Genomic DNA, 19935 nt, shown 5'->3' on the forward strand with positions numbered 1-19935 from the left:
ACTACTCACCATCGCGACGTGTTTCGGCTCTCCTCACCGTTCGACGAAGCCGTCGAGGTCCCCGCGCGGTTCATCCACACGCTCGACCACCAGGTCCACCTGTCCGGGCGTGGTTCCCGACCGGAGCGCGTCGAGCAGGGCGAGGGCCTTGTCCCGTGGCCCCTCGGCAACGACCAGCACCCGGCCGTCGGCCTGGTTCGACGCGTAGCCGACGAGCCCGAGTTCGAGAGCACGCGCTCTGGTCCACCAGCGGAAGCCCACGCCCTGCACGTGCCCGTGGACGTGCGCGGTGAGCCGGACGCGGTCGGTGCCGTCCTCGCTCATGCGGTCACTCCGTCTCGATCCGCAGATCCACCTCGGCGCCGGCCTTCACCGTGCGCCCGACCGTGCACACCGCGTCGATGGCGCGTTCGACGACGACGAGCAACCGGGCCGCGGCGTCGGGCTCGAGTTCGGACAGGTCGATCTCGAGGATCTCCTCGATGCGCGGGTACACCTCGTTCTCGCGGTCGGCGTCGCCGCTGACGCGGATCGTCGCGTCGTAGTCGTCACCGAGGCGTCGCGCCAGCGGCCGGTCCGACGACATGCCGGTGCAGGCGGCCAGCGCGATCTTGAGAAGTTCACCCGGGGTGAAGACGCCCTCGACGTCCTGCGAGCCGATCAGCACCTCCGCGCCGCGCGAGCTGCGACCGGTGTACCGGCGCGTGCCGGTTCGCTCGACCCACAGATCGGTGTGGGCCTGGTCGGCGGGAACCCCGGACGCGGGGGCAGTTGCTTCGGTGGTCATCGAAGACGGGTCCTCTCAAGATGTTGTCGGCCGGCGCCGCCGGCATCGCGACCAATAGTAAGAGCCCCGGCACGTCGATTGTTCCCGGCGCATGTCTGCCGAGGTGAGTCTGCCTGGTGGCTAGGGTCTTCCGCATGCGTCGCAGAACCGCAGTCACGAGGACCCACCGACCGACGATGCACGTGCTGGATCCGTTGAGCCGTCGGTGGTGGCGAGCGGTCGGCCGGCGGGTCGACATGTCGACGCCTGAGTTCGCATTCCTGGGCGCGCCGCACAATGGCCGGCACGAGGTCGGCGACGCCTGGCTGCGCCAGTACGAGAAGCAGGGTGCGGTCGCGCCGCCGTCGCCGACCGCCGGCCTGTTCGAAGACATGGCAGTGCTCGACGGACCGGACTTCCGGGCATCAGCGCTGCACCCCGCGGTGCGAGACTTCTACGAACGGACCGGATCGTGGCGGATGGAGGTCTGGTCGCAGTGGAACCCGCTGTTCGCACCCGGCGGGATGGCGGTCGCAGCGTTGTTCGGGCGGCGCGTCGAACAACTCGCTCTGCCGACCGAACCGCTATCTGTCAGCCGTGGCATGTCCAGCGAGATCCGGGTCGTCACCGACCACTCAGGACACAGAGTGGGCGCGGCGTGGCTGCGACGGCTCCGCCTGGACAATTCCCCTGTGTACAGCGGGTTCTATCGATCGGCTTCGCTTCCAGGACAACCGCAGCCGCACGTCGCCGTCGCGTTTCCCCTGGAACTCGGCAACATCCACGTTTTCCTTGCTCCACGCGCCGAGGCCGACGGGGCGCTCACCTTGACATCCCGCTCTCGACGATTCGGGGCGGACGGCGCCTACGTGTCGGTCCTGTTCGGCGATCAGTGGTATTCGGCGCAGCCGACACTGGCGGAGTCGTTCCGGGTATACGTCGACGAGGAAGGCGTACTCCGCACCGATCATGAGTTGAAGGTCGGACGATTCCGGGCGCTTCGCCTGCACTACCGCCTCGAACGCCAGGCCTGATACTCCCGATGCAGCACCGCCGCGGATACCGGACGGTCAGCCCGGGTTCGCCTTCGACGCCCGCTGGCATCGCGGACACGAGAACGAGCCACGGTTCATGAACTGCTCGCGGCGCATGATCGCGCCGCACCGACGACACGGCTCCCCCGCCCGTCCGTAGGCGTTCAGGGACCGCTCGAAGTAGCCCTACTGGAACAGCTATTGACATTCAAACTACGTATGATCGCACAATGCCGATCGCTGCCGCCTACCTGCGGGTATCGAAGTCTGACGACAAGGACGACGAGTCGCTGACCATCGAGACCCAGCGCCGACTGATCAGAGCACTGTGCGAAGCACGCGAGTGGACGTACGGCCCGGAATACATCGACGAGGGGGTGTCGGCGACCAAGACGCGCGGCATCTCAACCGACTGGGCGACGATGCTCAGCGAGGTCGGGACCGGCCGGTTCGACGTTATCGTGGCGCGTGACCTGGACAGACTGTTGCGGACGCTGCAGGACCTAGTCAAGCTGATCGACATAGGCGCGAAGGTCGCCACAGTCAACGGCGAGATCGACCTCACCACGGCCGACGGGGAGTTCCGGGCGACGATGCTGGCCGCGGTCGCGCGCTTCGAGATCCGACGCAAGGCCGAACGGTCTGTCGCGGCCAACGAGTCGCGCCGCCTCCGGGGCGAGCCGATCGTGCGGGCGAAGATCCTCGGCTACGACGAGGACGGCATGACCCAGATCGACGACGAGGCCGCGGCGGTCCTCAAGGCCTTCAAGGACTTCGTGGCAGGCAAAAAGATCACGCACGTCGCCCGCGACCTGGCGGAGGCCGGCTTCACCACCGCCCGCGGGCGCGCATGGAGCAACGAGAACATCAGACATCTACTACGGAACCCGAAATACAAAGGCACGCTGACGAAGTGGGGATCATCTGAGGTCTACCCAGGCGGCTTCGACCCAATAGTGCCGGTCGACCTGTGGGAGGCGGCGCAGCTGCGACTCGACGACCCCTCGCGCAAGCGGGCGTGGAGCAACGAGCCGCAGCACCTTCTAAGCGGAATCGCCTTGTGTGGCAGGTGTTCTGACGGAACGAAGGTCTACACGAGTTATTACCAGCGCGCGAGATATGCTGGCAAGGATGGCGTCACGCGCGCATTCGAGCCTAAGCGGTTGTACGCCTGCCTCGCGCATAAGCACCTCAGCCGGGGAGCGTCGGACGTCGAGGACTACATCAACCGCCTCGTAGTTGGCCGACTGAGCAGGCTTGACGCACGAACCGCGCTCACCCCCCACAACGACCAAATCGACCGCAATGCGCTACGCGTCGAACGGCAGTCACTGCAGATGCGGTTCGACGGCCTCGCAACCCTGGCCGCCGACGGCGTGCTGCCGATAGCGAGAGTCCGCGAGGAATCGGCACGCCTGCGCGGGCAAATGAGCGAGATTGACTCGCTGCTCGTGCCGGCCAGTACGTCCGCGATGGCCGCGGTGCTGGAGTCCTCCGACGTAGAAGTGGCATGGGCCGAACTTAACGTCTCCCAGAGGCGAGAAGTCGTCAAATCCCTGATGACGGTGACTATTCTACCTTCGAAGCGCGGTGCAAAAGGCTTTGACCACAGCCTGGTACGGATCGACTGGGTGTAGCTGCCTGCCGAGTCTATCCCTTTGCTAAGCCGCCCCATGGGGTACGGTAGCGCCAAGCAAGCCGCTCTGAGCGGCAAGCAGTATGTGCCGTCTGCGCGGTGCGTGCAAAGCATCTGGCGCTGAGTCCAGACTCGGGAGAGATCGCTCCCGACGAAGAGCAAGGCGCTCCTTGCGGCAGACACAGGTGGGGCCCCGTACGCCTCTTAAGAGAATCGCCGAGGGGTCATAGCCCGCCCCGCGCCGAGTGCCTGGAAGCGCAGATCGTCCAGGTGCAGAGCAGGTACTAGAATGGCCGCCCTCGAGGCGGTGGGTGAGAGAAGCGCGGCCCGACTTAGCAACCGGTAGCGGCAAGCTCTCGTCTGGCAGCGTCGGACCGCCTATCGGCCCCCTACGGGACGTCAGCCAGAGACATCGCACAACGGCTAGTGCCGCTGTGCCTGTCTCTGGGAGCACCCGTGACACAGGCTGTCCTTTCTAACCCTTCTTCTCCCCCGGATGATCCGTTTCGTTGGCTCTGGCTCGCTGAAGCCGTTGACGAGCATTACGGCGGCTACAGCACCCTTCGCAAGCACATCGCCGAAGGTCGCCTGGCCACTGCCGAGAAAGTCGGCAAGCGGTGGCGGGTCCGCAAATACGACCTCGACAGCCTCGTCGTCGAGCGAGCGGTCGAGCCCAGCTGTGAGGATGTCGAGGCCGCAGTAGCCCGGATCGTTGCCTCCGCTCCCCCGCTGAGCGACAAGCAAATCCGGACACTAGGCGCCGCGTTCGTCGACCAGCTGAAGCAGCGGCAGACGGTCGGTGCCCAGTGAGCGCATACCTGTCGACGCCCCGATGTCGCGACAAGGTCCGGGCATACCGCGACCACGGCCGCGTCGGCTCCGGGTTCGATGCTTGGTCCATCGGCGAAAAGGCCGCGGTAGCCGCGCTCCTCGGCGACAGCGATCTCCTGCGGGAGCTTGGCTGGACCTCGGCTGCCGCAGCGTGCGAGGCATACGGCTGGCCGCACCCGCTGTACATCGACTACTCGGTCATCGACGCCTGATGGGCGAACGACAAGCCCCCGGAGTCACCGACTTCGGGGGTACAAGAGTCGGCAGCGGCCACTCCCGCGATGATGCCTGGACAAGCGAATTCCGGCGGTTGTGGCTGCCGCTGTGGCCGCCCGCGTCAGACGACCTCCTCGAGGGCGTCTACCGGCAGTCCCGGACGTCCGCTCTCGGCCGCCGCTACGTCGAGGCGTGGATCGCGCAGGTCAAGGCGCGAGGCTCCGTCGAAGCCGCACCTTTTGCTAGCGCCTGATGAGCGGGCGACAAGACCCCGGAGTCGCCGACCCCGGGGTCTTAGACAGCGCCAGCGCCACTACCCGACCCGACCATGCGCGCGCCCTCGACCTGCTCGTCGAGACCCTGGGCGCGCGGCCCCTAGGTCTGGTGTCGCTGGGAGCCGGCGACGAGGATCGGGCGGTCCTGGCGGCGCACCTGGCGCGCAGCACCCTGCAGGGGTGCCCCGACCGTGATTTCGCGCGGGCGTGGCAGACGACGTCGACCGGAGAAAGCCGACCCCGCCTGCACCGGATCGGCAGCACTGCCCTCAGCAGGTGCCAGTACGTCGCGCTGACCCACCCACAGCGCGCCGCCGTCGTCGTCGTCGACGTCGACCGCCGAGGGAGCGCCGGCGGACAGGTCGAGAACCTCTGCCCTGAGGTCTACCGGACCATTGCGCAGATGACCGGAGCTGGTGCGGGACCGGCGTGGATCGGAGTCAATCCACTAAGCGGAAAAGCGCAGTTCATCTGGCTGATCGACCCGGTGTACGCCGGGCAGGACGGCGACTCGCCGAATACGCGCCTGCTCAAGGCCACCACGACCGTCATCGGCGACGCAGTCGGCGGCGACCCCGCCTTCGCGCACGCGCTGTCCCGGTCGCCGTTCTACACCGGTAGTGACCCCACGGCCTACCGTTGGCATTGCCAGCATCACCGTGTGGACCGGCTCGGTGAGCTGATCGAGAAGGGCAGGGCTATGACCGGCGAAGCGGCCAGGTCGACCCCACGCACCCGGGGGGCGCAGACATATGGCAGCGGCCGCGAGCTGCTGGAAGCGGTCCAGGCACGTCGCGCCGAGGCGGCAACGTTCAAGGCGGTGGCCGACGAGCTGGCCGCGGAGCTTCCCGACGCGGCCGCGATGGACGGCGACCGTGTCAACGGCGTGAGGGTGCTCTGGACCGCCCCAGGCCGCGCCGCCCGCGACGAGACCGCATTCCGCCACGCCCTCGCCGAAGCACATCGCCTCCGAGAGGCAGGCCAGCGAATGAGTGATGCAAAGATCATCGACGCCTACGAGCGCGCCTACGCTATCGCCCACCTCGTCGGTGCCGACGGTCGCGTCGAAGAACTTCCGCCGATGCGCGATCGCCTGACCATGGCGCGCCGCGTGCGCACCTACGTCGTGGCCGGCCGCCCGTCTAGGTCGGCCGGAGGCGGCCCAGGCGAGACCGGCCGAGCCACCAGCCGCGAGCGCAAGGCGCTGGCCACCCTTGGCCGCAGAGGTGGCCAGAGAGCAGCTCAGCGCTGGGCCGACCGCGACAGCGATTACGCACGGGGCCGACTCGAGGCGATGGCACGTACGCACCGCAGGAAGCGTCTGCACGGCCAGACCACCCGCGCGCGGATTCTCGCGCTCATCGGCCAGCAGTACGACGAGCTCGGGACGGTGCCGACCCGTGCCGAGATCATGGCCGATACTGGTCTCTCGCGGGCCACGGTGGGCCGGCATTTGGCCGCACTCCGCAGCGCGGGGCTGCTCCCCGAGTAGGGGGCTCACACCATAGGCAATACACGGTTCCCCTGCGGGGGTACCCGCAGCAGCTCTACCGAGACCTCGCTCCTCGACCACCCTGCAGGTATGGGGGTTGGTCGGAAGCACCCCCGCGCGATCGGTCAGTCCGTAGGTGGCGTGACGTCTTCGCCTGCGGCGACTGCGCGGAGCCAGTCCGGGACCTCACGCCCGTCGTACTCGCGGATCTCGATGGCTGCGCGGGCCGCGGCCGCGGCGACCTCCGGGCGCGGCCGCTTTTCTGTGTTGGTCATCCCTGGGCCTCCTGCGGCGACTGCATAGAGCCAGTCCGGGACCTCGCGGCCGTCGTACTCGCGGAGCTCGATGGCTGCGCGGGCCGCGGCCGCGGCGACCTCCGGGCACGGTCGGCGCTGGGTGTTGGTCATCCCTGGCCCTCCTTGGTGTCTCGGCTTCCAGTGTGGTCCTCGACCTCGAGCGCCGCCGCGCGCGGCCTTGGGTTCGACACTCCGATCGGCCCCGCGTGGTCGGTACGACGCCTAGGCTTCGCTGTGTGACGCCACCGCCCTCCTCGATCGAGTCCTGAATCGCGCCGATGCCCTTATCCCAATACGACGCCGTGCTGCTGGGCGACGCCGAGTTCGTTACTGATCCCGAAGCGGTGGCGGCCGCGCGGCTGAACCGAGACATCCGCATGCAGGACCTGGTGTCGCGCTCCCTGTCAGTGACCGACGCGGCCGAGCGTCTCGGGGTGAGTACCGCCAGGGTCCGTCAACGACTCGGGGAAGGGACGCTGTGGGCCTTCAGTGCAGGTCCGCGCCGACTTCTACCCCCAGCCCAGTTCACCGACACGGGTGCGGTACCCCATCTGGAGAGAGTGATGCCGCTGGTGGCCAAAGACCTGCACCCGCTCACCGTGCAGGCGCTGCTCACCACGCCGCAACCGGCCCTGACCGTGGAGGGGCGGCCGGTGTCGATCGTGCAATGGCTGACCGGCGGCGCGGGCACCGAGCACGACATCGAGCAGGTCGTCGACATTCTCACCGCCGCGACCTGGGAATCGGCGTAGACCCGCGCGCGCACTTCACAGACGTTATTAACGTCTGTGACGACACGTTAATAACGTCTCTGACGAGACGTTGACGACACCTGTGCGGCTGTACCGTCACTTAAAGGGTCGGTAAAGGTGCCCCTTGAAGCGTCAGTAAGGTGACCCGCGCGGTAGTACCGTCACTGAAGGGACGGTAGTGGCGTCACTTAAGTGTCCGACAAGCGGCGGTTCAGTTCTGCCGACCACGACGCCACCTGCTCAGCCGCGTCCAAGACTCGCTTTTCGGCCTGGTCGTCGCGGTCCTCGCTCGTGTCCTTCTCGGACTCCGGGTGCATGCTCATACCTCGATATATCGCACGTGCCCCACCGGACCACAGCCGGTCACCCCGTGCGCGGAGTGACGGGGCGCACCTGACCCACGGAGGCAAGTCGGGGACGGCACCAACGGCAGACCATGCATTTCCGCCCGCCAGGGCGGGGCACGTCGGCCCCACCCGGCGCTGGCGGCCGGGTCGGCCGCCCGGCGTGGGTGCCGCGTCCAAATCCGCAGCGGGTAGTCCCCGGCGCGGCGGCTGGGGGTCCGGGGGCGCGCAGCGGCCCCTGGCGAGCCCCGCGAACCCGAGCGAAGCGAGGGCGGTAAACAGCAGGCGCGAAGCGCCGACTGTTTAACGGCGGGGAAGCTCGCTGGGGTTGCGACATCAGCCGCGCTAGCGGCTGCACAAGGTATAGGGTGACCCCTATGACGCAGGGGGTCGGCGCGGCGGAGTCGGCGGGCGATAGCCCGCTCGACTACGCCGTGCTGGCCGCCGGAGTCGCGGCGGTGAAGGGCCCCCGGGGCCCGGAGCCGTCGCATGCCGAGGTGGCCGACGCGCTTGCGCGGCGAGCCGCCGGCCAGACGTACGAGGCGATAGCCGAGGAGGTCGGGATCTCCGCGAAGCGTGCAGCGACCTGGTGCCGCGCGGCCGCGCGGATCGAGCCCCGCTTCGACGCGCGCGCGGGCAAGCCCCGCACCGTCCGCAAGGAGGCGGCGGCGAAGGCGCCGCTGGAGAAGCTGATCGGGTGGCGGCCACGCCCGGGCACCCGGGCGGTACTGGAGCGCCGCGCCGAGCTGGAGGGGCGGTCGCTGACCGATCTCGTCCAGGCGGCGGTCGATGCGTACGTGCAGCGAAAGACTGCGGGCGTGGAGTCGCTGGTGCGCCGCGAGCTTCGTAAGCAGCTCAAGGCCGAGCTGCGAGCGGTGGCCGACGCGGTGAGCGCGCAGTCGGTGGAGCTGACGAGGCAGGGAAGCAACCTCAACCAGCTTGTCCGGTTTGTGAACGGCTATCGCGAGCTGCCGGTGGCGATCGCCGACGAGCTGGCCGCCTACCGGGCCGAGCTGGCCGCGAACCGGACCGAGCTGGCGCGACTGACCGCCGCCGTCGAATCCCTGGTCGGCGGTGACCGGTGACGACGTTGAGCGGCTCGTCGCTGCCCTTCCTCAAGGGCTTCGACACCTACATCTCGTCGGCGGCCGCGCACGACCAGGACCGTCCCGGCGGTCCTTCGGCGCGCGTCGAGTACATGAGCACCGTCGGTGACTGCGCGCCGGAGACCTTCGTCGGCGACGTGCTGCGCACACGGCTGGCCTACGGCAAGAGCGACCTGGAGATCGACGCGTACTCGTACGTGCTAAGCCACAGCCACGCGGAGCTGGACCCGGCCGACGACGACATGGGCGCGGTCGCGCACGGACTCGCGCGGGCGTGGGCAGCGGAGGCCTGGCCGGGGCGGCAGGTCAAGATCGTCACGCAGCGCGACAACGGGCGATGGGAGGGAGGCGACGACCGGGCGTGGGTCGAGGGTCATTGGCACAGCCACATCGTCGTGGCCAATGTCGCCGAGGAGCCGGTCACCCTCCGGTGGACCGACGCGAAAGGCACCGACAAGGCGAAGACTTACGCAGCCGGCCGCGCGATCGACGGTGACCTCAAGAACATATTTCGCCTCCGCCGGGTCACTGATGACGTGGTGATGCGCGAGTGGAAGTACGACAATGCGGCTTTCGTCGAGGAGTGTCGCCGCTTCGCCGACGGGTCGGCGTCCAAGCAGGACCTCGCGCAGCGCGCCGAGCGCGGCTACTCGACCTATGACGAGGTGCGGGTGAAGCTGCGCGTCGCCGCGTCCCAAGCCACCGGCTGGGACGACTACGTCGCCCGCTGCCAGTCGTCGGCTGTAGACGTGCGGGTCCGGGGCACGGCCGGCGTCTCGTACTCGTGGGTGGGTGACGACGGCCTCGAGCGCAAGGCCCGCGCCCGCGGTAAGACCGGCATCGGCCCGGAGTTCACCCGGGCCGAGGTCGAGTCCCGCTGCGCGGCAAACGCCGCGACCCTGGCCCGCGGTGAGACGCTCGCAGCGCCGGAGCCGACGCTGGTGGTGCCGACGAGCACCGTCGTGCCGGACAGACCCAGACCCCGGTACCTCACCGAGGACGGCAGGCCGCCGTGGCAGCAGGGCGAGGGCTCCTACGCCGCGCACGTCCGCCAGACCGGCGGCACCTACGAAGGCAGGGCCGCGCAGGCCCTGGCCACCGCCGAGGCCGTCGAGGGCGTCGAGGGCGTCACGCTGACCCGCGAGACCGACGGGCGGGTCACCGCCGCGGTCGACGCGGGCGCCGGACCTCTGGTCGTCGACGTCGACCACGCCCTGGTAGCCCGTGTACACGAGGTCGAGTCCCGCGAGGCCGCTGTCGCCCGGACCGAAGCCCGCGCCGCTGCGACGATCCGGTCGGCGCAGGATGAGGCGACGGCGATCCGTCGTCAGGCCCGCGCAGACGAGGCCGCGGCTGTCCGTACCGAGTGGGAGTCGATGCGACCGCAGGTGATCGCCGAAGCCCAGGCCGCCGGACGGCAGCACGGTCGGGCGGCCTGGGAGCGCGACGAGAAGCCCGCCCTCGTCACTGCGTCTCGTGTCGAGGGCTTCGAGCAGGGTCGCGCCGACGGGCGTGAGGAGGTCACCGACGAGCTGGAGGCGGCGCGCAGGGATCGTCGAGCGGCCGCCGAGCAGCTGCGCGAGATCTCCGGCCTGACTCCCGAGGAGGCCACCGAGCGCGTGCTCGATGACTACACGGTGAAGGCGCGGGTCGCGCTGACGCGGTATCGGGTCCGGCAGGTCGCCTACGACCCGGACGGTACACCGCATGCAGTGACCGGGGCCGACGGCAAGCCGGCGATCACCACTGCCTGGGAGCAGATGAAGACCGATGTCGCGTCCGGCCCGGGCCGCGGCGCTGACGTCACTGTCGGCCAGGCGCGTCGGGCCGGACGCCAGGCCAGGCAGAATCTCGCCGCCCAGGCTGAGCGGCAGAACGCGCGATCGAGTCAGGACAGGGGTTTCGGGCTGTGACGTACACACCGAGCACGAAGGACGAGCAGACCGCCCGGGCCGCGGTCGCCGAGGCCGCCGGCCTCGACGCCGAAGCTGCGCTCCTGGAGCGCCACGCCACCGAGCGCTACGAGGACGGCCCGCGCCTTTATGGTGGCGGCACACTGATGCATATGCGCAGCCTCGACGTCGCCGACGGCTACCGCCGTGAGGCCGCCACCCTGCGGCACAGGGCCCGCGAATGGCGGGCCATCGCTCACTGGCTCCGGACAGGAGTGCGCCTCGAGGAGAAAGAGTGGAAGTGACGATGAGTGAAGACGCGGCTGAGCGACGGCAGCAGGAAGAGCGCGAGGCCAGGACGGCCGAGATCCGCCGGATGCTTGAGCAGCCGGGCGGGCAGGACGAGGTGGCCAAGCAGTTCGGCAAGAACGTGCTGGCCAGCCCCGAGTTCAGGGCCGCCCAGCGTCAGCGGAAGGCGGCCCAGGCCCAGCGGCGAGAGGCCGCCGAGGCCAGGGCGCGAGACGCCGGGCAGAAGGTGCCCCAGCCTGGCCGGACGCCGACCCGGCAGGAGATGGTCGCCGCCCAGAAGTCGTTCCAACAGACCGGACAAACCGCCGCGGACCTGGGCCGGCAGCGGAAGCAGATCCAGACCCAATCGATGTAGGGCGTAGGTCAGAGCTTTAGGCCAGGTCGGTGCCGCTGATGTCGAGCAACCGCACCCGGACGCCGGCCTGACCACCGAGCAGCAGGCGGCCGTAGGAGATCCGCGGATCCGTACGCGAGCGCGGCGGCGGCAGCAGCTCGCCCATCGTGGGCTGCACCATCTGTCTGGACTGGCTGGCCTTCCCACCGGCGTCGAGGGTGGTCACCACGCGCTCCTCGGGCGGCGTGCTCTCCGCGGCGGACTTGAGCATCTCGGTCTCCCCCGCGCCGGGCAGGATCAGCGCCGCCGGCATGATCGCGCGCAGCTCGTCGGCCGCGGGCGCTCCCCACAGCCGAGTGAGCTGCTTGGTGCTCTGCAGGCCCAGGACCAGCCGGATGCCCAGGCCGCGCCCCTCACTGATCCACCGGTTCAGGTACCTGGCAGGCACCTGGGCACCGTTGACGAACTCATCCAGAACGAACATCACTGGTGCGAGTGTCCCGACCCTCTTGCGCCAGTATTTGACGATCTCGATGAGCAACGTGCTCACGACGGTCGGGGCCGCGCCGTCCATACCGGCGACGATGTGCAGGGTGGCGCCGGTCGCCAGCATGGCTGGGCTGAACACTTTCGCGTCGGGTGAGGCTGTGCTGTCCATCGCCCAAGCACCCAGGGCCACTTGGCAATTGATGCCAATTGAGTCGCGCTGCCGCTCATCCATAGTGCGGGCGGTCTTGAGCGACTCGGCGTGGCGCGAGCCGACGGACAGCGCACGCAGGTAGGCCGCACCCCAGTGCGGTGTGCTCATGTCGAGCGGCTCGTCCTCGTCGTCCGCGCTGGTCTCGTCGCCTATGTCGTCGAGTCCCTCCTGTGTCAAGCCTCGTCCGCCGCCGTCGGCCGCCGACGGCCCCACGTTGTCGGCGGCTTCGAGCGCCCAGACAATGCCACCGCCCCACATCTCCTCGCCGGTGTCGGGGTCGCGGTAGAAGCCGCCGGCGCGCAGCAGACACGCCAATCGCCTGCGCGCCAGGCTCTTCCAGAAGGCCGCGTCACCCGAGCCCTGGCCGTCACCGCCGGCCCCAACATCGCCGATCTGCATCAGCAGGCTCGCCATCTCCATAGCCTCGTCATCGGTCTCAATCCACGCGCACGGATCAATCCGCACCGGAGTGAGGTCCACACCCTCGATCTGGCCGCCGCGAATCTCGCCGCTTAGGTCCATGACGTACTGGGCACCGTACTGGGCGCGACGTCGGATCGTCAGCTCGGAGAGATCGCCCTTCGACGACATGACGACCAGTGCGCGCGGCCCCCAACGCGCGGCGTTGGGCGCCAGGACGGTCCGGCTCTTACCGGAGCCCGTCTTGCCGACGACCATGAGATGCGGAGCAGTCATGGCGACATCGCCATCGGCCCTACCGTAATTGGCGTCTTCGGTGACGACTCCGGCCCTCCCGTCCGCACCGCGCGGGACGTCGAGCAGGCCCGCGTAGGGCTGGTCGGTGATCCCCGTCATCAATACTCCGCTCGACGCCGTCCGTATAGCGTTTGTGATCGTAGCCATGGACGGCGACAGTCGCACCACTATCACCATTAATACCGGCATTACTGGTATTACAAGCAATGCTTGAATAGACAGCACTGGTCACGGTGCCACAGCTTGAATCAACTGCGCGCCTTGCATATTGACAAACACTTTTCGTGACGTCAGCAGTCAGTAAATACGCACGTCACGGCATTCTATTTGGTGACGTCACGACGCGAGAACCCCGCATTGAGGTGTTGCGAATCCATTTTTTTCGTGCATTCTGATGCTGCATCATTAAACGGAGAGGGTGGGCCTTTGGATGGGTATGGCCAGCAAGGGGGCGCGGACCCCCGTGACCAGCCGGGTCCCCAATGAGGTACGCGCCGTCTTGGAGGACCGACGACGCCGCCTGGGCGTCAGCTCCATGAGCCAGCTGGTGTCTGACATCCTCGCTCATCACGTTGACCGGCCCGATCTGGCCGTCGAGCTCACAGAAGGGGACCCGCCGGTATGAGTGACTTCTCAAAGCGATTGCTGACTAGCCGCTGGATGTGGTTGTGGGTCGGTGCCTTGGCGATCTTCCTCGCCGGCCTCGCCTTCGGTGCCGGCGGCGCCACTAGCGGCGGGGAGCAGGACTGCGGGCCGGCGTCGAGCGCCGTCACCGAGCCGGTGCGGCAATGAGCGCTGCGGTGCAGCGCTGGGAGCGGCACCGAGCGGCCTGGCTGATCGGCCACTCCAGCGCCCACGGCGGTGCCATCTCAGCGACGATGCGCCGGCGCGCGGAGATCCTCGAACGCAGCGCTCGACGAAGCGAGCGCGCGGGCTCGGGTATCACGGCGACCGCCGTGCAGGACGAGGTCTCGCCGGCCCTGTGGCACCGGCTGACCCGCGACACCGACGGGTCGCGCCACCACCGACCGCGATGGGTGCTGGCCGCGACCGCCGTAGCGATCTTCGCAGGCCTGGGCCTGCTGGTCGGCCACGGCATCTACCGGCTGATGTGGCGGACGTCCCCGTCGATAGGGCGGCTGTGGGCCTGGCCGTGGGCCGCCGTGGGCATGGCACTGGCCCTGGCGCTCGCCCTGTGCGGCATCGGCTTTCGGCCGATACCACACTTCGATCGGCACTGGCCTCTCACGGCGCTCACCGCCGGGCCGTGGTGGGCCCTGGCCGGCTGGCAGCTGGTCATCGCCGCGCTGACGGTCGCGTCGCTGATCCCCTTGTGGGGCTGGCGCGGCGTCCCCGCCAGGGCCGTCGGCGCACCAATCAGGAACCGCGACGGCACCTTCCGCGAGGTGAGCGAAGCCGACAAGCTCGCACTCGACCCGTGGAAGGGCGAGCCGCAGCAGGGTGAGGACCCCGACCGGACCCAAGAGCTGAGCGCCTACGAGAAGTGGGAGGCGAGCGCCCAGCGCGAGGCCGACCTCGGCGCGATCTACGACGAAGTGTCATCCGACGACGACCTGCTCGACGACACAGACTGGCAGGCTCTGCGATGACCGGCGAGCCCCCCACCACCCGACCATCACCGCACCCGACAGGAGACCGACCAATGATCGACCCGCCGCCGCTACCGCTGACGACGCCGATCGAGGACCGGCGTCGGACGGAATCGACTGCACCCCAGGGGCGCTGGATCACCGCACTCGTCGTCGTTGCGGCGGTCGCAGGCATCACCGTCATCGTCGCCGGGATCGGGCTGGGCGGTGCGTGGCGGTGGGCCGCCGGCGCGGCCACCGTAGCGCTCATCGCCGCCATCGCGGTCCCCTCCCTCGCTGATCGACCTCGAGGAGGTCGACGATGAGCGAGGAGCGGATCACCGTCAACGTGCAGACCGGGACTGGTGAGATCCTGCGGATTGTGGCCACAGTCCTACTGTTCGGTGGAGCGGGTGCGGTGGCCTGGTCGGTGGCCCAGGGCCAGCACGCCGAGATCGCCGCCACCGGCATGACGCTGATGATCGTGATGGTGGCGAAGCTGATGTACCGGCGGGGGCTCGTCCGACTGCCGAGCACCAGTGGCGGTGAGGACTCCGCCGCCACGCGGGGCATGATCGCTCAGGTCAGCGGCGAGTATCAGCGATGGCTCGCCGGCACCTCAATGCCGGCGCTCACACTCATCGCCATCGCCTATGCGCTGGCCTTCCTGCTGCTGCGGACCGCAGTCAGCGCGGCGTTCTCCGTCTTCCAAAACCTATGGATCGCTGGCGGTTTCGCCGCAATCGTCGGCGCGATCGTCGTTTTCCCAAGCTTGCTGCCGTCGATCCTCTCGTCGCTCAAGCGCAAGGGCGTAGTCACCACGCCTACCGAGCCGGCGACCCGGCTGGCGCCGCCTCCCGCACCGGCTGCCGCGACATCGGCGCCTACCGAGCCGGCGACCCGGCTGGCGCCGCCTCCCGCACCGGCTGCCGCGACATCGGCCGCCCCTCTCATCCAGGAGGCCGCGCCCGCACCAGTACATGGGCAGGTGCCCACCTCCACGCCGCCTCGGCGCGTGGTTCGAAGGGTAGTGACGGCAGACGCGGAGGGACGAGATGAATGACCGCACTGGCTATTTCGACGAGTCGGGGCGGGAGCTGACGCCGGATGAGGTCGCCGCCTTGGGCGCAGACGTCGAGATCGTCGAGGAGGCCGTCGAGGCTCCCCACAGGTCGAGAGTGCCGAGGGGGCTGATCGCGGGGGTGCTGGTCGTGGTCCTCGTGGCCGGTGCCGCGGTGGTCTTCGCGCTGTCAAAGCTCGGGGAGGCCGACACGCTCGAGGACGCGACAGCCGCCGCGAGCAGCGTCGTCACGACGGCTACGCGCGACATCACAGACCGGGTGCAGGGGCGGACGCGCCCGGGTCTCGTCGCCTGCGGCACGAGCGACCTGAAGCGGGCGCGCTGGATCCGGGGCGACGACACGCCGGTCGCGCAGCTGAGAGTCCTGGAGTCGGTGGCTCTTCCACCGGTGCTCGTCGAGCGTGCAGCGGCATCGACATCCTCGGCCAGGACCCTCTCGGTTCGCCAGCTGCGTGACCGCAGCCTTAGCGTCGTCCACCACGATCGTCGCGCAAGAGGTGACGACGCGAAGTGGTGGGCGGTCACCGTCGACACCATGCCCACGCTCACCGTGGTCGGAGAGGCCGAAGCCGAAGACTCAGGCGAGGACTCCGAGGCCGCGACAGCCTGTCCCAGCGTCGACGGCGGCGTCTACCGCATAGTCGGCGACGGCATCCCGGACCAGACCCGAGAGATGCAGACCGATCTCGTCCAGGTCAGCGCCCTCAAAGGCGACGGCGTCGAGCCGACGACCGTCTGGATCGTCACCGGCGACCGGCTTCTGAAGACCGTCCTGGAATACACCCCTTCCAAGTAACCCGAATTTGTTGCAACACAACACAAGGAGGACACCATGAACACCAAGCAGAGCGTCACCAAGACCCTCTTCGGAGTCACCTTGGCCGTCGCCACCGCTACCAGCATGGCCGGCGCCGCATCGGCGGCTGTCCCCGACGGCACATACACCGCCCAGGTGTACCCGCCCTTAGAGACAACCATGTGGGGGCTGCCACCGCTGTCGGCGCCGGCCACCGTGCGAGACAACATCCTCGACGTCGCGGGCATGACAGGCAAGCTCATACCGACCGGCGACGGCTACCGCGTGACCCTCTCCGGGCACCAGCTCGTTCTCACAAGCGTCTCCGACGACTCCGGCGACTACCTAATCAGCGACCGCCGCGGCGCGACGCTGGGCCAGCTCATCACTCGCTGACAAGGACCGCCTGATCCCCGCACCCATCGGTGCGGGGATCAGGTAGGCAGCCAGAGCGTTGAGCACGGCGCCGCGAATTGTCGGAGTGGACCAGCTCGGCGAGCGCGATCAACAGTTCGGCGGCCGGTGTCGTCTTGGGCGTGGGCGTGGGAGAGCCTCCTCGAATCGGTGTTCGAGGAGGCATTCGGTAGCCGGCTACGTCGGCACCGCGCTGCTTTGGGGGCACCGTGTCCGAGTAGTCTCTGGGACATGCCGACTGGACCCAAACACTCCAAACTGACTCGGGTGGGCGATGGCTCGGACGACGCTTGGGCCGAAGAATGCCGGTGCACAATCGGCGAAGACCATTATGACGGCGATGACGGTCCAGCCAGCGAGTACATCAGCGAATCTGACGCTGAGAACATCTGGGTATCCAGCGGCAAAGACGAGGATTACGACTTCCGCTAGGGAGCGCTGCACTCGGACGCGACGTCCGTTGGCCAGATCGTATGGCGATAATCAGTGATACCGACAACCGCCGTGGGTCGTTGCCGTGCGCCTACGCCGCAGCGGCCGCGATCTGCTCGTCCAGGTGGTAGAGCAGCCCGCAGGCCAGCATGATCCCCTGAACAGCGTTGCGCCGGTTGAACTGTCGCCGTGAGACGCTGTGTGCGCTCGCATGGCGACTGAACACGGTCGGCACCGGATCGTCGTTCTCGGTGCGGTACTGCTGGTACGCCTGCCAGATGGGGGCGAACGCGATGAACTGCCGGGCGCTGAGCTTGTCGTACTCGGACGTGGTCCGCTTGCCCTTGACGTCGGGCATGTACTTGTGGCGGTCATCGAGCGAGTCGCGTAGCAGCGAGTCGACCAGGGTCGCGGCCAGCGCTTGCGCCGCCTCCACGTGGCCGGCATCGAGCGCGTCCAGGGCGCACTCCGCGGTCCATGCGTAGCCCTTGAGCTCGTCATCGAGCGATTCGACGACGTCGCGGCAGTCCGCGGAGATCTGCTTCCAGCGGCGCCCGAGGATCTCGCGGCGCTTGGCGACCCCGTCGGCGTGCAGCAGCGCCTGCGCGACCGACTTCCTCGGCACTCCGTAGAGCGCGATGCCGTCGACCATGACCACCTGCTGGACCAACTCGAAGGTGATTCCGTCCGCCTCGCGCAGGTTGGGCGGGTAGAAGATTCGCCGGAGGCGCTGGAAATCGACGGCGAAGTCCTGCAACCAGGACGTCTGGCGCGCCGCGAACGCCTCCATCGCGGTGCCGAGGGCACTGGTGGCCTGGATGTTCCTGGTCAGCTCGGCCGCGATCCTGTTCAGGCCGGGCTGGCTGATTGCGATGGTCTTGAAGATGTCGCTGTTGATCGCCCCGAACTGGCTGTGCATCTGAGCCGCGAGCGCGTCGTTGGCGGCCGAGGCGTTGGCGAGGCTTTCCGTGAGGCGCCCCATCTGAGGCTGCAGTGACGCCATCAGCTTGGTGGTGTCGATGCCTGCGGTCATCCGCGTCTGAAAGTCGGCGAGGGGCAGGGCGACTCCTGAAATCAACTTACGTCGCACGTCGTCGGAGATGCCGGAGACCCAGGAGCTGGCCTGTGCGATCCCCGCCAGCCTCGCCCGCATCTCCGGCGTGTCGAAGGCGCGCAGTATCGCAGCCTTCTGCTCAGGGGTCAGCTCGATGGCATCCTCGTCGGGCTGTTCGCCGGGCGCGCTGCCCTCCGGAGCGTCGCTCACGAGGTCGCGCCAGCGCGTTCGACGGCGCGGTAGACGGTGGAGCGGGCCACGCCGAAGTCCGCGGCCAGCTCGGCTGTGGTGTGCTCACCTGACCGGTAGAGGGCAACGAGTCGCTTCTCCTGGTTCGGCGAGAGCTTGGGGGCCTTCCCGCGCAGCCTGCCCTTGGCCTTGGCAACCTGCATGCCCTCGCGGGTCCGCATGCGGATCAGGTCGCTCTCGAACTCGGCGATCATCGCCAAGGTGTTGAACATCAGCTTGCCGAACGGGTCGGTCGGGTCGTAGGCGCTGTTGCCGATCGCCAGCACGACGCCCTTGCCGGCCAGCTCGTCGGCGATCTCGTGGGCATCGCGGATGCTGCGGGCCAGCCGATCGAGCTTGGTGACCACCAGGGTGTCGCCCGTGCGGGCCGCGCGGATTGCGGCGTCCAGTTCCGGCCGGTCACGGTTGGTGCCGGTGAGCCCGTGGTCGGTGTAGATGTCGTCTGCGTCGACGCCGAGGGCCTGTAGCCCGTTGATCTGCGCGGTGAGGTCCTGTTGGGCGGTGCTGACCCGCGCGTATCCGATCTTCATGAGAACAGTGTAGCGGTTTCCATGCCTTCACCGGGCTTTTAATCGGGCGGGCCTTTCGGGAATCGGCGACCTCGGCATTCGGTGCGCCGTCGCGGCGTCCGCCCCGCGTCCGCACGACCACCGGCTTCCGGACACCGCATCAGTGTCGTCAGTGGAGATCGCCGGCGCTGAGCTTCCTTCGGTACTCGGTGCGTGCGGAAGCGAGAGCACTCCGGTGGGTAGGATTCGAGTCCATGCCGAAACGGACGCCACTAGATCGGATCAGCCTGGCGAGTGCCGGGACCGTCGTTGAGGTTACATTCGAAGGAGAGAGCCCGACTAGGTACAGGGTGCAGGAGATGCTCGACGATCCACGGCGAGGGCGGGGCGCACGACTACGCGTCGACGGCGCGTTCGACGACTGGCACCTCTACGACGATGAGGCCGGCGAGGGCACGACGATCGTGGCGATTCACGGCTAAGTCGGACCGATGTCCCACAAGGCGTGTCGGCCGTCTGCTTGCACGTTGTGGTCGGCAAATCGAGGGCCCCGGGCCGGGTCGAGGTCGAAGCCTTCTGCCCGTGCCTGGGCGGCCAGTCGCTCACGAAGTTCCGTCAGCAGCTTGCGACCGATGGAGTCGAGGTGGGTCACGTGCATGGTGATCAGCACCAGCTGTCCGTTCGCAAGCACGAAACCGTCGACGATCCCCGCGTCCAAGAAGTAGCCAGCGGGCCCCGCGTCAATCAGCGGCGCCCCCGGATCGCCGATGGACACTCGAAACTCGGTCACGGTGTCGGTCCGTTCGGGCCGGGTGATCCAGCGGACCCTTCCGTGATCCTCCCACCCCGAGGTTGGCGACGGCCTCACGTCCTCGGTCGGCACCATGACGGTGATGAGGTGGGTCCAGCCGGGCACGAATGGCTTAGGGCGGTCCCAGGCGTCGATGCGCCTGTTTCCCGGATCAGGGCGCCGGACCCACTGGGCTCCGGGGTGATCGACGGTTGACAGATGGAAGATGTAGCGGCCGCTCTGGTGGAACGAGAACTTCGCGAGGTCCTTCCAGGTCCGAATGGCCGCATAGACGTCGAGCTTGCCCTTGTTCGCCCATAC

At 68.3% G+C, this 19935-nt stretch carries 25 protein-coding genes and 1 pseudogene; 18 read left to right on the forward strand and 8 right to left on the reverse strand.

Features of this window, described 5'->3' with window-relative positions; genetic code table 11:
- Positions 1-33: 33 nt before the first annotated feature.
- Together ACFUEJ_RS10600 and ACFUEJ_RS10605 are read right to left on the reverse strand one after the other, a co-directional pair.
- A complete protein-coding gene (locus ACFUEJ_RS10600; protein WP_068972345.1) occupies positions 34-324 on the reverse strand; it encodes an acylphosphatase in 291 nt (96 codons plus the stop codon).
- Between the two features lie 4 nt (positions 325-328).
- Positions 329-787, reverse strand: coding sequence for an OsmC family protein (locus ACFUEJ_RS10605; RefSeq protein WP_058250071.1), 459 nt, complete (start codon positions 785-787; stop codon positions 329-331).
- 134 nt (positions 788-921) lie between these two features.
- Here ACFUEJ_RS10605 and ACFUEJ_RS10610 point away from each other — a divergent pair, with 134 nt between their 5' ends.
- Complete coding sequence (locus ACFUEJ_RS10610) at positions 922-1800, forward strand: hypothetical protein (RefSeq protein WP_083229499.1); 879 nt, start codon at positions 922-924, stop codon at positions 1798-1800.
- Positions 1801-1836: 36 nt separating this feature from the next.
- On the opposite strand, the pseudogene ACFUEJ_RS10615 reads toward ACFUEJ_RS10610, so the two are convergent.
- Positions 1837-1986, reverse strand: a pseudogene (locus ACFUEJ_RS10615) (zinc finger domain-containing protein); the annotation flags it as partial.
- Between the two features lie 44 nt (positions 1987-2030).
- On the opposite strand from ACFUEJ_RS10615, the gene ACFUEJ_RS10620 reads away from it, so the two are divergent.
- The 5 genes from ACFUEJ_RS10620 to ACFUEJ_RS10640 all read left to right on the forward strand — a co-directional run bounded on the left by ACFUEJ_RS10620 (position 2031) and on the right by ACFUEJ_RS10640 (position 6250).
- Positions 2031-3437: a recombinase family protein gene (locus ACFUEJ_RS10620; RefSeq protein ID WP_388029141.1), complete on the forward strand. Its 1407-nt coding sequence runs from the start codon at positions 2031-2033 to the stop codon at positions 3435-3437.
- 455 nt (positions 3438-3892) lie between these two features.
- Positions 3893-4246, forward strand: coding sequence for a hypothetical protein (locus ACFUEJ_RS10625; RefSeq protein WP_068972348.1), 354 nt, complete (start codon positions 3893-3895; stop codon positions 4244-4246).
- Positions 4243-4479, forward strand: coding sequence for a hypothetical protein (locus ACFUEJ_RS10630; protein WP_068972349.1), 237 nt, complete (start codon positions 4243-4245; stop codon positions 4477-4479). Before ACFUEJ_RS10625 ends, ACFUEJ_RS10630 begins: the two co-directional genes overlap by 4 nt.
- Complete coding sequence (locus tag ACFUEJ_RS10635) at positions 4479-4736, forward strand: hypothetical protein (protein WP_388029145.1); 258 nt, start codon at positions 4479-4481, stop codon at positions 4734-4736. The genes ACFUEJ_RS10630 and ACFUEJ_RS10635 overlap by 1 nt, the downstream gene beginning before the upstream one ends.
- Positions 4736-6250, forward strand: coding sequence for a replication initiation protein (locus ACFUEJ_RS10640; RefSeq protein ID WP_388029147.1), 1515 nt, complete (start codon positions 4736-4738; stop codon positions 6248-6250). The genes ACFUEJ_RS10635 and ACFUEJ_RS10640 overlap by 1 nt, the downstream gene beginning before the upstream one ends.
- 125 nt (positions 6251-6375) lie before the next feature.
- Here ACFUEJ_RS10640 and ACFUEJ_RS10645 read toward each other — a convergent pair whose 3' ends face one another.
- Entirely contained in the window at positions 6376-6657 is a 282-nt protein-coding gene (locus ACFUEJ_RS10645) for a hypothetical protein (RefSeq protein ID WP_139115587.1), read from the reverse strand.
- A gap of 167 nt (positions 6658-6824) precedes the next feature.
- Here ACFUEJ_RS10645 and ACFUEJ_RS10650 point away from each other — a divergent pair, with 167 nt between their 5' ends.
- The 5 genes from ACFUEJ_RS10650 (at position 6825) to ACFUEJ_RS10670 (ending at position 11304) form a co-directional block, all read left to right on the forward strand.
- On the forward strand, positions 6825-7298 hold the full coding sequence (locus tag ACFUEJ_RS10650; protein ID WP_388029150.1) for a hypothetical protein: 474 nt from the start codon (positions 6825-6827) through the stop codon (positions 7296-7298).
- A 721-nt stretch (positions 7299-8019) separates the two neighbouring features.
- Positions 8020-8727, forward strand: a complete 708-nt coding sequence (locus tag ACFUEJ_RS10655; RefSeq protein ID WP_388029152.1) for a hypothetical protein — start codon at positions 8020-8022, stop codon at positions 8725-8727.
- Positions 8724-10661, forward strand: coding sequence for a hypothetical protein (locus tag ACFUEJ_RS10660; RefSeq protein ID WP_388029155.1), 1938 nt, complete (start codon positions 8724-8726; stop codon positions 10659-10661). Before ACFUEJ_RS10655 ends, ACFUEJ_RS10660 begins: the two co-directional genes overlap by 4 nt.
- Positions 10658-10945 (forward strand): hypothetical protein, encoded by a 288-nt coding sequence (locus ACFUEJ_RS10665; protein ID WP_388029158.1) that lies wholly within the window; start codon positions 10658-10660, stop codon positions 10943-10945. The genes ACFUEJ_RS10660 and ACFUEJ_RS10665 overlap by 4 nt, the downstream gene beginning before the upstream one ends.
- Positions 10936-11304 (forward strand): hypothetical protein, encoded by a 369-nt coding sequence (locus ACFUEJ_RS10670; protein WP_388029161.1) that lies wholly within the window; start codon positions 10936-10938, stop codon positions 11302-11304. The genes ACFUEJ_RS10665 and ACFUEJ_RS10670 overlap by 10 nt, the downstream gene beginning before the upstream one ends.
- A 16-nt stretch (positions 11305-11320) precedes the next feature.
- Here ACFUEJ_RS10670 and ACFUEJ_RS10675 read toward each other — a convergent pair whose 3' ends face one another.
- Positions 11321-12799: a type IV secretory system conjugative DNA transfer family protein gene (locus ACFUEJ_RS10675; protein ID WP_388029164.1), complete on the reverse strand. Its 1479-nt coding sequence runs from the start codon at positions 12797-12799 to the stop codon at positions 11321-11323.
- A 522-nt stretch (positions 12800-13321) separates the two neighbouring features.
- Between ACFUEJ_RS10675 and ACFUEJ_RS10680 the strand changes: the two genes are divergently transcribed.
- The 6 genes from ACFUEJ_RS10680 to ACFUEJ_RS10705 are packed head-to-tail and all read left to right on the forward strand — an operon-like array spanning position 13322 to position 16562.
- Entirely contained in the window at positions 13322-13492 is a 171-nt protein-coding gene (locus tag ACFUEJ_RS10680) for a hypothetical protein (RefSeq protein WP_388029166.1), read from the forward strand.
- Entirely contained in the window at positions 13489-14310 is an 822-nt protein-coding gene (locus tag ACFUEJ_RS10685) for a hypothetical protein (protein WP_388029169.1), read from the forward strand. The genes ACFUEJ_RS10680 and ACFUEJ_RS10685 overlap by 4 nt, the downstream gene beginning before the upstream one ends.
- A gap of 53 nt (positions 14311-14363) precedes the next feature.
- The gene (locus ACFUEJ_RS10690; protein WP_388029171.1) at positions 14364-14615 is read left to right on the forward strand and encodes a DUF3040 domain-containing protein; all 252 of its coding nucleotides are present in this window, start codon (positions 14364-14366) and stop codon (positions 14613-14615) included.
- The gene (locus tag ACFUEJ_RS10695) at positions 14612-15352 is read left to right on the forward strand and encodes a hypothetical protein (protein WP_388029174.1); all 741 of its coding nucleotides are present in this window, start codon (positions 14612-14614) and stop codon (positions 15350-15352) included. Before ACFUEJ_RS10690 ends, ACFUEJ_RS10695 begins: the two co-directional genes overlap by 4 nt.
- Entirely contained in the window at positions 15345-16166 is an 822-nt protein-coding gene (locus ACFUEJ_RS10700; protein WP_388029177.1) for a hypothetical protein, read from the forward strand. The genes ACFUEJ_RS10695 and ACFUEJ_RS10700 overlap by 8 nt, the downstream gene beginning before the upstream one ends.
- A gap of 36 nt (positions 16167-16202) precedes the next feature.
- A complete protein-coding gene (locus ACFUEJ_RS10705; protein ID WP_388029180.1) occupies positions 16203-16562 on the forward strand; it encodes a hypothetical protein in 360 nt (119 codons plus the stop codon).
- 541 nt (positions 16563-17103) lie between these two features.
- Here the strand turns inward: ACFUEJ_RS10705 and ACFUEJ_RS10710 are convergent.
- Positions 17104-18276 carry a hypothetical protein gene (locus ACFUEJ_RS10710; RefSeq protein WP_388029183.1) on the reverse strand — a complete coding sequence of 391 codons (1173 nt, stop codon included), beginning with the start codon at positions 18274-18276 and terminating at the stop codon, positions 17104-17106.
- Positions 18273-18845, reverse strand: coding sequence for a recombinase family protein (locus ACFUEJ_RS10715; protein WP_388029185.1), 573 nt, complete (start codon positions 18843-18845; stop codon positions 18273-18275). Before ACFUEJ_RS10715 ends, ACFUEJ_RS10710 begins: the two co-directional genes overlap by 4 nt.
- A gap of 338 nt (positions 18846-19183) precedes the next feature.
- Between ACFUEJ_RS10715 and ACFUEJ_RS10720 the strand changes: the two genes are divergently transcribed.
- Positions 19184-19306, forward strand: coding sequence for a hypothetical protein (locus ACFUEJ_RS10720; protein WP_317724354.1), 123 nt, complete (start codon positions 19184-19186; stop codon positions 19304-19306).
- On the opposite strand, the gene ACFUEJ_RS10725 is transcribed toward ACFUEJ_RS10720, so the two are convergent.
- Positions 19303-19614, reverse strand: a complete 312-nt coding sequence (locus tag ACFUEJ_RS10725) for a hypothetical protein (protein ID WP_388029188.1) — start codon at positions 19612-19614, stop codon at positions 19303-19305. The two genes, ACFUEJ_RS10720 and ACFUEJ_RS10725, sit on opposite strands and share 4 nt — an antisense overlap.
- Positions 19615-19935: the final 321 nt, after the last annotated feature.

The organism is Gordonia sp. NPDC057258, assembly GCF_042668985.1.
GTDB classification, from domain to species: domain Bacteria; phylum Actinomycetota; class Actinomycetes; order Mycobacteriales; family Mycobacteriaceae; genus Gordonia; species Gordonia hongkongensis.

What these genes read in the sequence shown, in the direction of transcription:
- ACFUEJ_RS10605 (WP_058250071.1), bottom strand. Translation starts at nt 787, where the DNA reads ATGACCACCGAAGCAACTGCCCCCGCGTCCGGGGTTCCCGCCGACCAG.
- ACFUEJ_RS10635 (WP_388029145.1), top strand. Translation starts at nt 4,479, where the DNA reads ATGGGCGAACGACAAGCCCCCGGAGTCACCGACTTCGGGGGTACAAGA.
- ACFUEJ_RS10700 (WP_388029177.1), top strand. Translation starts at nt 15,345, where the DNA reads ATGAATGACCGCACTGGCTATTTCGACGAGTCGGGGCGGGAGCTGACG.
- ACFUEJ_RS10620 (WP_388029141.1), top strand. Translation starts at nt 2,031, where the DNA reads ATGCCGATCGCTGCCGCCTACCTGCGGGTATCGAAGTCTGACGACAAG.
- ACFUEJ_RS10705 (WP_388029180.1), top strand. Translation starts at nt 16,203, where the DNA reads ATGAACACCAAGCAGAGCGTCACCAAGACCCTCTTCGGAGTCACCTTG.
- ACFUEJ_RS10650 (WP_388029150.1), top strand. Translation starts at nt 6,825, where the DNA reads ATGCCCTTATCCCAATACGACGCCGTGCTGCTGGGCGACGCCGAGTTC.
- ACFUEJ_RS10690 (WP_388029171.1), top strand. Translation starts at nt 14,364, where the DNA reads ATGATCGACCCGCCGCCGCTACCGCTGACGACGCCGATCGAGGACCGG.
- ACFUEJ_RS10675 (WP_388029164.1), bottom strand. Translation starts at nt 12,799, where the DNA reads ATGACGGGGATCACCGACCAGCCCTACGCGGGCCTGCTCGACGTCCCG.
- ACFUEJ_RS10655 (WP_388029152.1), top strand. Translation starts at nt 8,020, where the DNA reads ATGACGCAGGGGGTCGGCGCGGCGGAGTCGGCGGGCGATAGCCCGCTC.
- ACFUEJ_RS10685 (WP_388029169.1), top strand. Translation starts at nt 13,489, where the DNA reads ATGAGCGCTGCGGTGCAGCGCTGGGAGCGGCACCGAGCGGCCTGGCTG.
- ACFUEJ_RS10680 (WP_388029166.1), top strand. Translation starts at nt 13,322, where the DNA reads ATGAGTGACTTCTCAAAGCGATTGCTGACTAGCCGCTGGATGTGGTTG.
- ACFUEJ_RS10720 (WP_317724354.1), top strand. Translation starts at nt 19,184, where the DNA reads ATGCTCGACGATCCACGGCGAGGGCGGGGCGCACGACTACGCGTCGAC.
- ACFUEJ_RS10645 (WP_139115587.1), bottom strand. Translation starts at nt 6,657, where the DNA reads ATGACCAACACCCAGCGCCGACCGTGCCCGGAGGTCGCCGCGGCCGCG.
- ACFUEJ_RS10610 (WP_083229499.1), top strand. Translation starts at nt 922, where the DNA reads ATGCGTCGCAGAACCGCAGTCACGAGGACCCACCGACCGACGATGCAC.
- ACFUEJ_RS10600 (WP_068972345.1), bottom strand. Translation starts at nt 324, where the DNA reads ATGAGCGAGGACGGCACCGACCGCGTCCGGCTCACCGCGCACGTCCAC.
- ACFUEJ_RS10695 (WP_388029174.1), top strand. Translation starts at nt 14,612, where the DNA reads ATGAGCGAGGAGCGGATCACCGTCAACGTGCAGACCGGGACTGGTGAG.
- ACFUEJ_RS10640 (WP_388029147.1), top strand. Translation starts at nt 4,736, where the DNA reads ATGAGCGGGCGACAAGACCCCGGAGTCGCCGACCCCGGGGTCTTAGAC.
- ACFUEJ_RS10715 (WP_388029185.1), bottom strand. Translation starts at nt 18,845, where the DNA reads ATGAAGATCGGATACGCGCGGGTCAGCACCGCCCAACAGGACCTCACC.